Annotated in this window: 1 protein-coding gene; it reads right to left on the bottom strand. The window is 50.4% G+C overall.

The annotated features are described in order from the left end of the window. Positions 1-515: DMT family transporter (locus Q0816_RS25910; protein ID WP_298856204.1), on the bottom strand; the 515-nt coding region annotated here is incomplete at its 3' end. Between the last annotated feature and the right edge of the window lie 335 nt (positions 516-850).

Genomic DNA, 850 nt, shown 5'->3' with positions numbered 1-850 from the left:
TAGAGCCCACGGCAGGCGTTGGATGTAATCATCAGCAAGAAGGCGAGATGCGGGTCGAAATTGATTAGGTTTGAGAAGTCACCGCGAAATGCAAAAACCAGTGCACCAACGAGGGCGATCACTACACCCAGATACTGAACAGGCTGCAATCGCTCGCCGAGCAATAGTGCCGAGAACAAAATCGTCAGTAAGGGTACACTGGTGTAACCGGCCCCAAGATCTATGAGATCATTTGAGCGGAGCGCAGAATAAACAAACCAAGGTGTGGCGACCACGCCAATACAGGCAAGGGCTGTAATACGGAGCCAACTGCCCTTGAAATGCTGGAACGGTTGGCCCTGCCCCCTCAGAACAAGTGGCAAAACAAATATTGCTGCAATCAGGCAGCGCCAAAAGGTCAGTGCAACCGGATGAACTTCATTGACGGCCAGATTACCGAACAAAAAGTTCCCGGCACTGATCAACATTGCAAGTAACAGCGCTCCATAGGCCAGCGCAGGTTTATTCACCTTCATAATTGCAACAGAGCATGTGCGGCTTTTCAAACAAAGCATCAATCAATGTGGCACGTACGAGAATAGCGCATCGAGATCAATGCCAGTTGATCAGTCGAGACGCGGAATCACTTGCGGAGCTGCGGCGCATCTCGCCCGAAGCGCTGGTTGAAGTAGGACAATCGGGATGGAAGCAATAATTATTCCTACTCGAACGATTTCGTTGTCCGTAAGCTGGTGTAGGAGCCAGCGTCCAAATTCAAATTGCGTTCATCGACTATGACCTGCCCCCCGAAACTTCCCTCGCTCTGATGTAGAGTTTGCTCAACTTTTCGAAGGAGCAAACGAATGCGAAA

The organism is uncultured Ruegeria sp., from assembly GCF_947497005.1.
In the GTDB taxonomy this organism is placed as follows: Bacteria; Pseudomonadota; Alphaproteobacteria; order Rhodobacterales; family Rhodobacteraceae; genus Ruegeria.
Note: the sequence above shows the minus strand (reverse complement) of the source record. Positions and strands in the feature narration are given on the sequence as shown.